Raw genomic sequence first — 10,300 nt, 5'->3', positions numbered from 1 at the left:
GGTTCCCGACGGTCGGGTTCCGTGCGGTCCGTGCGGACCGGATCATGCATGGTTATACACGTTCCATCCTAGTTGTTTCGCGATTTATGCAGCCGGGGTCAAGTCCTTTGCCCTCCGTTCCCCGACCAATCCAAGCCATTTACCGAATTTCTCGGGCGGCGGCGGGGGTGACGGCGGCCCGGCGGCCGGGTCGGCGGTCTTGTCCGGATCTCCCGTCCCATGCCGGATCGGCTGTCGATACAGCCGGTTGCGTATGTCCTCGCCCCGGACTGCGGACCGAAAAAAAGGCGGCCCCGGCATTCCGGGGCCGCCGATGGTTTCTCGGGGATCATTTTTCGGTGTGGAAGCCCGCGCGGCTCCAGGCGAGATAGCCGCCCGCCAGGCTGCGCACGTCCCAGTAGCCGTGCTTCTGGAGATAGGAGGCGGCGATGTTCGCCCGGTAGCCCGCCGCGCAGTAGAGCAGGTGGTGGGCGTTCTCGTCGAGGTCGAACTTGCCGTCCAGGATGTCGATCAGCGGGATGTGCTTAGCGCCGGGAATGTGCCCGCCGGCCCACTCGGCCGGGGTGCGCACGTCGATCAGGCTGATGGGCTTGCCTTCCTCCTGAATGTTCTGGAGGACCTGGGCCGAGTCGATGGCCAGGGAGTCCACCGGGCGGCCGGAGTAGACCCAGGCCTGGATGCCGCCGGACAGGTAGCCGAAGATGTTGTCGTAGCCGATGCGGTGCAGCTCGATGCGCATGCGCTCGTAGTCGTCGCGGGTGTCGACCACCAGGAGGATGTCGGCGTCCGGCTCCACGGTCATGCCCACCCAGTTGGCCAGGCTCGGCTCGAAGCCGATGTTCAGGGAGCCGGGGATGTGGTACCCGGCGAAGGCCGCGGCGTCGCGCACGTCGATGACCACCGCGCCGTCCTGCATCTTCTCCTCGAACCTGTACGGGTTCATGGCCAGGTCCAGCGGGCAGCGTTCGAGCAGCGGCGCGCCTTCGGCATTGGTGGAGATGATGTGGGTGAAGGACTTGGGCCGGGCCGGGAAGTTCTGGCTCATGGCCAGGTGGAACGACTCGAAGTTGTCGAAGCCGAGCATGGGGTTGTGGCGCCGCTCGAAGCCCAGCGTGGAGCTCGGCTTGGAGGACATGCCGCGCCCGCACAGGGAGCCCGCGCCGTGGGCCGGGAAGACCTCCAGGCTGTCCGGGAACTTGGCGAACTTGACGTAGAGGGAGTTCCACAGGTTGTGGACCTGCTCGTCGAGCTTGGCGCCGCCCACCAGGTCGGGCCGTCCGATGTCGCCCACGAAGAGCACGTCGCCGGTCAGCAGCATCCAGGGCTCGTCGCCGCGCGTGGTGTCCGTGACCAGCAGGGACAGGGCGTCCGGGGTGTGGCCGGGGGTGTGCAGGACCTCGAGTTTGGCGTTGCCCACGACCAGCTGCTCCCCCTCCTTGAGCGGGGTGAAGTCGTAGCTGACCGGCGAGGTCTCGTAGACCATGACGTCGCAGCCGGTCTGGGATTTCAGTTCCTGCGCACCGGATACGTGGTCCGCGTGCACGTGGGTGTCGATGACGTGGACGATCTTCATGCCTTCCTCGCGGGAGATGTCCAGGTAGTCCTGCACGTCCCGCTTGGGGTCCACGACGACCATTTCACCGGCGGCGGGGCAGCCGATGGCGTAGGAAAAGCAACCGAGTCCGGGTGTGGTGATCTGCTTGAAGTACATTGGGGGCTCCTTGATGACTTCTCTTCTTGCTCCGACAAGAATAAGCACAAAGAAGGATCAATGCAACATGTGAACAATCATTCTAGTTCGTCGGCCCTGGTCCGGAAGCGCGCGGCCAGGTCGTCCAGGATGCCGGCGGCCGCCCCGAAGGCCTCGGCGTTGCCGCCATCCCGGCCCAGGGAGCGCCGGTAGCCCCACTGGGAGAGGTAGAAGAGCTCGGATTCCGGGCAGGACTGGCAGACCTGGCGCAGCTTGGTGACGATCTCGGCCCTGGTCCGTTCGCGGGCCAGGATGGCCTGCTTGAGGCGGTCGCTGGCCTCGCCCGTGCCCTTGCCCTCGGCCATGGCGGCCTGCAGCTGGCCGTTGGCCCGCTCCACGGCCTTGGCCGCGCGGCGGTACCCGGCCGCCGATTCGAGGATGGACGGGTCGTCGGCAAAGGCGTGCAGCACCTCGGCGGTGCGCTCGATGCGCCGGGCGTCGAGGCGGAGCATGACCTTTATCTCATCAGTGGTCAGGGTCCGGGTCTCGGTGGCGTCGCCCACCGTGTATTCGCGCTCGGTGTTGGCCGCGGTGTCCACCAGGTGGACCATGAAGGCCGGGGCGTAGAGGGCGTACAGGGTCTTGAGCGTGGCCGGATTGAAGGCGTAGTCGTAGACCGCCTTGCGCGAGGCGTCGATGTCGTCGCCGGACACGGCGAAGCCGTCCAGCTCGCGACCGTAGTAGCGGTTCAGGGCCACGGCGGAGACCAGGCTTTCGGGCTTGCCCTTGGGGCCGCGCGGGTGGAATCGGTGCAGCAGGAAGTCGGACAGGGACTCCACGAAGGTGAAGGTGACCACCTTGTCCTCGGCCACCTCGATGGTTTTGGGCTCCTTGGGCTGCTCGGGCTGGGCGGCCGGTGCCGGGGCGGCGGCCTCGGGCTGGGCCGTGGCCGCCGAGTAGTCGGGCTTGGCCTCCTGGCCCTTGTCCACCCAGTCCGGGGCCCTGGCGGGCTCGGGGGCGGGCGGGGTCACCTCGGACCGGACCATGGAGGGCTCCTCCGGGGTCCGGTTCAGGAGAAAGAAGGCGCCGACGGCGAGCAGCACGGCGCAGACGATCAGTATGAGGGCGGTCCGGTTCTGTTTCATGACCATGCCTCCCGGCAGGGGGTAGGGGTTGAGCTTGGCGGGTCCGGCGCACGCGGCGTCCGCATCGGCGGCACCGGGACTGGGGGACCGCCTCGTCGAGCCCAAGGCTACCCCGAGCGCCCGCTTTGGGCAATGCCTCTTTGGCCGGGCGGGGCGGATCCTCCGCTCCGAGGCGGAGGGACGCGGCAGGAGCCGGTGTGTCGACAAACGGCCAGGCGGTTGTCTGTGCGCCACTGCAACAGATGGATATTGTGGGTATAAATGACGGAAAGCCCGCTTCAGGCCGATTTTGGCCGACGGGACGGGCGAGGGGCTGTACAGTATGAAGGGGAACAGGCGGCGGGGTGTGGCCGTGCGGCGCGGCAGGGCAACGGAGGGCAAGGAAAAACCCCTTACGATCGCTCGTAAGGGGTTTTGATTTCCTTGGCTCCCCAGCACGGACTTGAACCGCGAACCTAGTGATTAACAGTCACCCGCTCTGCCGATTGAGCTACTGGGGAACATTTCTCGCCGAAGCGAGAAGAGTGTTTAAACAAATCGTTTCGGGGGGTCAAGCAAAAAAAGTGGACTTTTTCAGGAAAATGCAAATACGCTTTTGCCGGGGGCTAAGGTTCCCATTTTCTTGACGGCATCGGTTATATGGCTTACGGAATCAACGTCTCGCGGATTTTTCCAGATTTTGTGCGGGACGGGGAAAATAATTTTGTCACAAGATACTCAAAAAGAAAAGAAAATTAAGCTCGCAACCAAGTCGCCGAACGCGGAACGGTTCAGTCACATGCTCCAGGCCCTCGAGGCCAAGGACGAACTCAATTCCGTCATCAAGACACGCGTGGAAAAGGCGTGTCTCCTCCTGGACAACAACATCCCCCTGTACCCCAACAATTTCCGGCGCGATGCGGAAATCCAGGACATCTGGCGGGAGTACGGGGAGTTGGACGAAGAGGCCCTGGAGGGGACCGACGCGCAGTTCACCATCGCCGGGCGGGTGGTCTCCTACCGCTCCTTCGGCAAGGTCACCTTCTTCCACATGCAGGACCGCAGCGGCAACATCCAGGTCTACGCGGCCCGCGACGAACTGGGCCCGGACGAGTACCAGCTCTTCAAGAAGACGGACATCGGCGACATCGTCGGCGTGACCGGCTCCCTGTTCCGGACCAAGACCGGCGAGCTGACCGTCAAGACAAGGCATTTCCAGCTGGTGACCAAGTCCATGCGTCCGCTGCCCGAGAAATACCACGGGCTCAAGGACGTGGAGACCCGCTATCGCCAGCGGTACGTGGACCTCATCGTCACCCCCCGGACCAAGGAAATCTTCCAGGCCCGCACGGCCATCATCCGGGAGCTGCGCAACATCCTCGACGAGAAGGGCTTCATGGAAGTGGAAACGCCCATGATGCAGGCCATCCCCGGCGGGGCCACGGCCAAGCCCTTCGAGACCCACCACAACGCCCTGGACATGAAGCTCTACATGCGCATCGCGCCCGAGCTCTATCTCAAGCGCCTCCTGGTGGGCGGTTTCGAGCGGGTCTACGAGATCAACCGCAACTTCCGCAACGAGGGCATGGACACCCAGCACAACCCCGAGTTCACCATGCTCGAGTTCTACTGGGCCTACGCCGACTTCATGGACCTCATGGACCTGACCGAGGAGATCTTCTCGCGCATCGCCGAGAAGGTCACCGGCTCCACCGTGGTCCCGTATCAGGGCGAGATGATCGACCTGACCGTGGGCGCCTGGACGCGCATGCCGTTCCACGAATCCCTGGAGAAGATCGGCGGCGTGTCCCCCGACGTCTACATGGACTACGACAGGTGCGCGGCCATGGTGAAGGAGAAGGGCGAGAAGGTCATCACGGGCGAAAAGCTCGGCAAGCTTCAGGCCAAGCTCTTCGACCTGCTGGTGGAACCCCGGCTGATCCAGCCCCATTTCATCTATCATTACCCGACCGACATCTCGCCGTTGTCCCGCCGAAACGAGGACAACCCCGACATAACCGACCGCTTCGAGCTGTTCATGACCGGCCGCGAGTTGGCCAACGCCTTTTCCGAACTGAACGATCCCGTGGACCAGCGCGGTCGTTTCGAGATCCAGGTTCAGGAGAAGGAGGCCGGTGACGAAGAGGCGCACTTCATGGATGAGGACTACGTCCGCGCCCTGGAATACGGCATGCCCCCGGCTGCCGGCCAGGGCATCGGCATCGACCGCCTGGTCATGCTGCTCACGGACTCCGCCTCCATCCGCGAGGTCATCCTCTTCCCGCTGCTCAGGCCCGAGGCCGGGTAGGGTCTATGCGGTTTGAGACCTTCGTCGCACTGAGATACCTGTTCGCCCTGCGCAAGCAGTCGTTCATTTCCGTTATATCGCTGTTCGCGGTCTGCGGGGTGGCCATCGGCGTGGGCGCGCTCATCGTGGTCATCGGCGTGATGAACGGTTTCTCCACCGACCTGCGGGACAAGATCCTCGGGGTCAACGCACATATCCTGATCACCTCCCTGCGGGGCGGCATCAGCGACTACGAGGAACTGGCCGACGAGGCGAAGAAGGTTCCGGGCGTCACGGGAGTGACGCCCTTCGTCTATTCCGAGGTCATGCTTTCCACCCGTACCGGGGTCAAGGGCGTGGTCCTGCGCGGTATCGACCCGTCCACCTCGTCCTCGGTCCTGTCCCTGTCCAAGGACATGATCAGCGGCAGCGTCAGCCGCCTGAACGACAACGGCGACTTCCCCGGGATCATCATCGGCTCGGAGCTGGCCAAGCGCCTCGGTCTGACCGAGGGGTCCCTGGTCAACCTGCTTTCGCCGTCCGGCCGGACCAGCGCGGCCGGGTTCACGCCCAAGGTCAGCCGCTTCGCCGTGGCCGGCATCTTCCGCACCGGCATGTTCGAGTACGACTCCTCCATGGGCTACGTCAGCATCCCGGCCGCCCGCCAGCTGCTCGGCTTCAAGGGCGATCTGGTCTCGGGCCTCGAGATCAGCGTGGACGACGTCTACAACGTGAAGAAGATTTCGAACGACCTGCGCGACAAGGTCGCGTCGTTCACGGTCTACGTGCGCAACTGGCAGGAGATGAACGCCAACCTCTTCGCCGCCCTGGAGCTCGAGAAGACGGCCATGTTCATCATCCTGGCCATGATCGTTCTGGTGGGCTCCTTCTCCATCGTCACCACCCTGGTCATGCTGGTCATCCAGAAGACCAAGGACATCGCCGTGCTCATGTCCCTCGGGGCCGACAAACGCTCCATCCGCAACATCTTCATGTTCCAGGGGACCTTCATCGGCCTGGCCGGGACCTTCATCGGCTTTCTCATCGGCGTGCCGCTGAGCCTGCTCCTCAAGGAGTACCAGTTCATCAAGCTGCCGAGCAACGTCTACCCCGTGGACTACCTGCCCGTGCGCCTGGAGGCGCTGGACCTGTTCACCATCGGGGCGGCCGCCTTCCTGCTCTGCTTCGTGGCCACCATCTACCCGGCGCGCCGGGCGGCGGGCCTGAGCCCGTCGGAGGCCTTGCGTTATGAGTAGGGAGGCGATATACCAACTGATTGACGTCAGCAAGGAGTTCGACGGACCCTCGGAAGTGGTCCGCGTGCTGCGCGGAGTCGATCTGGAAATCCGCCGGGGCGAGTCCCTGGCCATCCTGGGCGCCTCCGGGTCCGGCAAGACCACGCTGCTGCATATGCTCGGCACCCTGGACACTGTGACCGCCGGCAAGATCTTCCTGAACGGCGTCGATCTGGGCACCCTGGGGGACAGGGAGCGGGCGACACTCAGAAACCGGGAGATCGGCTTCGTGTTCCAGTTCCACCATCTGTTGCCCGAGTTCTCCACCCTGGAGAACGTGGCGATGCCCGCCTTTATTGCCGGGAAGGGGCGCGGCGAAGGGCTGCGTCTGGCACGGGAGGCCCTGGACATGGTTGGACTTGCGCACAGGCTCGAACACAAGGTAACCACCCTGTCTGGCGGTGAGCGGCAGCGGGCGGCCATCGCCCGGGCCATTCTTCTCCGTCCCAAGGTGCTGCTGGCCGACGAGCCCACCGGCAACCTCGACGAGGAAAACGGCGCCAGGATCGGCAACCTGCTGGCCTCTCTCAACAATGAATTGGGTATGACCTTTATCGTCGTGACACATAATCCGGAACTCGCAGCGATGATGCATCGGCGCTTCGAACTGCGTTCAGGAGAACTCTATGCTCAGTAATCTCGCCCGCGGTCTGGCGATGGGGGTGATCGCAACCATTGTCCTGCTGGCCGCCGGAACGGGCCATGCCGCCGAAAAGCTCAACCAGGACGTGTCCGTCGCGGTACTGCCCTTCGAGGTCAACGCGGGCGACGACCTGAGCTATCTCAAGGACAGCCTGCCTGAGTTGCTGAGCGACCGGTTGAAGGAAGCCGGATTCAAGGTCATCGCGCCCGAGGAAGTGAGCCGCATGGTCGGCGACAAGGGCTACACCCAGTTCGACCCGGACAAGGCGCGCGAGATCGCCCTGCTGGCCGGGGCCCAATTTTCCGTCTACGGCTCCCTGAACCAGATCGGGGAGAACCTGACCATCGACGCCCGACTGGTCGACGCCTACGCCAAGGACCCGGGCAAGAAGATTTCCGTGACAAAGAAGGGGCTGATCAACCTGCTGCCCGCGGTGGACGCCCTGGTGGACCGCATGCGCATGGACCTGTTGCGCCTGGACATCGTCTCCGAAGTGGACGTGGAGGGCACCAAGGTCCTGGACAAGGACGTGGTCCTCATGCGCATGACCATGCAGAAAGGTGACATGATCACCGCCAAGTCCGTCAACACGGCCCTGAAGAACGTCTACGATCTCGGTTATTTCGACGATGTCCGCGTGAAGCTTGAGGACGCCGAGGACGGCAAGAAGGTCGTCTTCGTGGTCAAGGAGAAACCGCGCATCCAGGCCATCGGCGTGCGCGGAGCCAAGGAGATCGACGCCGACGACATCCTCGAGGCGGTCTCCACCAAGAAGGGCAGCGTGGTCAACCCCAAGGTCCTGTCCGACGACATCCGGGTCATCCGCGAGATGTACCGTAAGGAAGGCTACTACAAGGCCAACGTCACCCAGGAGATCGAGGACGCGGGCTCCGGCATCGCCCGGCTGACCTTCGTCATCGACGAGGGGCCGCAGCTGTACATCGAGCACGTCATCATCGACGGCGCCAAGCAGCTCGATCCCGAGGACATCAAGGGCGTCCTGGCCCTCAAGGAGCGCGGCTGGCTCTCCTGGATCGACAACTCCGGCGTGCTCAAGGAAGAGCTCCTCGACCGCGACGCCTCGGCCATCATGGCCTATTACCAGTCCAAGGGCTTCCTGACCGCCAAGGTCGGCCAGCCCGAGGTGGAGATCAAGGACGACGGCATCGACGTCATCTACAAGGTATGGGAGGGCGACCGCTACAAGATGGGCGACACCTCCTTCACCGGCGACCTCATCGACGACCCGTCCAAGCTCCTGCAGGTGACCCAGATCGACCAGCTCAAGGATGAGGACGAATATTTCGACCGGCTCATCCTCCAGAAGGACGTCTCGGCCCTGACCAACTACTACAACGACTACGGCTACGCCTACGCCGACGTGGGCGTGAAGCTCGACGACGACCCCGAGACCAAGATCGTCAACGTGGTCTACACCATCAGCAAGCACCAGCGGGTGCATATCCGCCGGGTGCTCATCGAGGGCAATACGGTCACCCGCGACAACGTCATCCTGCGCGAGATGCGTCTGGCCGACGGCGATCAGTTCAGCGGCGAGAAGCTCCGGCGTTCCAGCCAGCGGCTGACCAACCTCGACTTCTTCGAAAAGGTCGATATCGCCCCGGTGCCCACGGGCAACCCCGAGGAGATGGACCTGGTGGTCAAGGTCAAGGACAAGGCCACCGGCAAGATCAGCGGCGGCGTGGGCTTCTCCACCTATGACGGCATCTTCTTTGGCGGCGAGATTTCCGAGAAGAACCTCTTCGGCCGCGGCTACGACGTGGGCTTCAACGGCCAGGTGGGCGGGACCACGACTAAATACGTCCTGCATTTCACCAACCCGCACATCAACGACACCGATCTCGGCTTCGGCGCCCAGGTGTACCGGCGGTCCACCGACTACAACCAGTACACCGTGGCCGGCACCGGCACCGACATCAACTTCTTCTATCCCATCGGCGAGTACACCAAGCTCCGCTGGGACTACAACCTGGAAGCCTACGACATCACCGACGTTTCCGACGACGCCTCCCAGGAGATCAAGAACGACGAGGGCTCGCACCTGGCCTCCATCCTGGGCGGCACGATCACGCGCGACACCCGTGACGATTTCCGCAACACGTCCACGGGCACCAAGACCAAGCTGACCATCCTCTTCGGCGGCGGCCCCCTCGGCGGCACCGACGACTTCGTCAAGTACGTCGGCGAATTCGAATGGTGGCATCCGGTCTTCGAGCAGGTCGTCTTCCACTCCAAGTTCTGGGCGGGTTACCTGCACAAGAACTTCGGCGGCGGCACGATCCCCTCGGCCCAGCGCTTCGAACTCGGCGGCCAGTACACGGTCCGCGGCTACTCGAACTACGGCATCACCCCGACCGACGGCCCCAATTCCGACGCGGCGGTGGGCGGCGACAAGGCCTTCTACACCAACCTCGAACTCAAGCGTCCCATCAGCAAGGAACTGGGCATCGTGGCCCTGGGCTTTTTCGACGCAGGCAACTCGTGGAAGGAAGGGGAGAGCTGGTTCGACTCCGTGGAGCGCGGCTCCATGGCCGCGCCTTCGCTGGGCCTGTACAAGAGCGTCGGCGCCGGTATCAACTGGTATTCCCCGATGGGCCCCGTGGGCGTGATTTACGCCTACGCCCTGGACGACCTGGCCGACTCGAAGACGCACACCATCGAGTTGATCATGGGTCAGCAATTCTAACCCGACATCGTTTTTAATCAGTCAAGGAGTCATACAATGAAAAAGATCTGTCTGTTTGCCGTTTGTTTCGTCTTTCTGCTTCAGGCCGCAGCCTATGCCGAGACCAAGATCGCGGTCTTCAGCACCAAGGAAGTCGTGCAGAAATCCGCCTACGGCAAGGATGTGCGCGATAAGCTCGACGCCAAGTTCACCGCCCGCGGCAACCAGCTCAAGAAGGAGCGCGAGGACCTCGAAAAGCTGAAGATGCAGATCGACAGCAACGCCTTCGAGGGCAAGGTCCTCCAGGACAAGGTCACCGAGCTCCGCCGCCGCGGCCGCGACTGGAACGAGGACTTCTCCGTCTACCAGAAGGCCATCCAGGCCGAGCAGAACGAGCTGGGCAAGCCCGTGCTCAAGAAGCTCGAGAAGATCCTCATGGACTACTGCACCGCGCACGGCTACACCATCGTCTTCGACAAGCAGACCCCCGGCCTGGCCTTCATCGCCGACGGCCTGGACATCACCGATCAGCTCGTCAAGGAACTCGACAAACTCCAAAAGGCCGGAAAGTAGTC

Annotated in this window: 7 protein-coding genes and 1 tRNA gene; 5 read left to right on the top strand and 3 right to left on the bottom strand. The window is 63.4% G+C overall.

All coding sequences use genetic code 11. The annotated features are described in order from the left end of the window. Window positions 1-328 precede the first annotated feature (328 nt). From DND132_RS03230 to DND132_RS03220, 3 genes are all read right to left on the bottom strand, one after another. On the bottom strand, window positions 329-1,711 hold the full coding sequence (locus tag DND132_RS03230; RefSeq protein WP_014321276.1) for an MBL fold metallo-hydrolase: 1,383 nt from the start codon (window positions 1,709-1,711) through the stop codon (window positions 329-331). A gap of 77 nt (window positions 1,712-1,788) precedes the next feature. Next, entirely contained in the window at window positions 1,789-2,835 is a 1,047-nt protein-coding gene (locus tag DND132_RS03225; protein WP_014321275.1) for a hypothetical protein, read from the bottom strand. Window positions 2,836-3,259: 424 nt separating this feature from the next. Continuing rightward, a tRNA-Asn gene (locus DND132_RS03220) sits at window positions 3,260-3,335 on the bottom strand. A 278-nt stretch (window positions 3,336-3,613) separates the two neighbouring features. Between DND132_RS03220 and lysS the strand changes: the two genes are divergently transcribed. Genes lysS through DND132_RS03195 form a run of 5 tightly spaced genes read left to right on the top strand, consistent with a single transcriptional unit; the run spans window position 3,614 to window position 10,298 of the window. Beyond that, window positions 3,614-5,122, top strand: a complete 1,509-nt coding sequence (gene lysS / locus DND132_RS03215; RefSeq protein WP_014321274.1) for a lysine--tRNA ligase — start codon at window positions 3,614-3,616, stop codon at window positions 5,120-5,122. Between the two features lie 5 nt (window positions 5,123-5,127). Then, on the top strand, window positions 5,128-6,357 hold the full coding sequence (locus DND132_RS03210; protein WP_014321273.1) for a lipoprotein-releasing ABC transporter permease subunit: 1,230 nt from the start codon (window positions 5,128-5,130) through the stop codon (window positions 6,355-6,357). Beyond that, on the top strand, window positions 6,350-7,033 hold the full coding sequence (locus tag DND132_RS03205; RefSeq protein WP_014321272.1) for an ABC transporter ATP-binding protein: 684 nt from the start codon (window positions 6,350-6,352) through the stop codon (window positions 7,031-7,033). The genes DND132_RS03210 and DND132_RS03205 overlap by 8 nt, the downstream gene beginning before the upstream one ends. After that, complete coding sequence (gene bamA / locus DND132_RS03200) at window positions 7,023-9,746, top strand: outer membrane protein assembly factor BamA (protein ID WP_014321271.1); 2,724 nt, start codon at window positions 7,023-7,025, stop codon at window positions 9,744-9,746. Before DND132_RS03205 ends, bamA begins: the two co-directional genes overlap by 11 nt. Window positions 9,747-9,782: 36 nt before the next feature. Next, on the top strand, window positions 9,783-10,298 hold the full coding sequence (locus DND132_RS03195) for an OmpH/Skp family outer membrane protein (RefSeq protein WP_014321270.1): 516 nt from the start codon (window positions 9,783-9,785) through the stop codon (window positions 10,296-10,298). The last annotated feature ends 2 nt before the right edge of the window (window positions 10,299-10,300 follow it).

Source organism: Pseudodesulfovibrio mercurii (assembly GCF_000189295.2).
In the GTDB taxonomy this organism is placed as follows: Bacteria; Desulfobacterota; Desulfovibrionia; order Desulfovibrionales; family Desulfovibrionaceae; genus Pseudodesulfovibrio; species Pseudodesulfovibrio mercurii.
This window is presented reverse-complemented; position numbering and strand designations above follow the sequence as displayed.